Genomic DNA, 210 nt, shown 5'->3' with positions numbered 1-210 from the left:
GTCTGGACCGTGTCTCAGTTCCAGTGTGGCTGGTCGTCCTCTCAGACCAGCTACTGATCGTTGCCTTGGTAGGCTTTTACCCTACCAACTAGCTAATCAGATATCGGCCGCTCCATGAGCATGAGGTCTTGCGAGCCCCCACTTTCTCCCTTAGGACGTATGCGGTATTAGCGTAACTTTCGCTACGTTATCCCCCACTCCTGGGTACGT

At 53.8% G+C, this 210-nt stretch carries 1 rRNA gene; it reads right to left on the bottom strand.

The features are described 5' to 3' along the window. Positions 1-210, bottom strand: a 16S ribosomal RNA gene (locus tag GTP46_RS29345); the annotation flags it as partial.

It is taken from the genome of Duganella flavida (assembly GCF_009857445.1).
Classification (GTDB): domain Bacteria; phylum Pseudomonadota; class Gammaproteobacteria; order Burkholderiales; family Burkholderiaceae_D; genus Rugamonas; species Rugamonas flavida.
The sequence above is the reverse complement of the archived record's forward strand: the minus strand, read 5'-3'. Positions and strand labels throughout refer to the sequence as shown.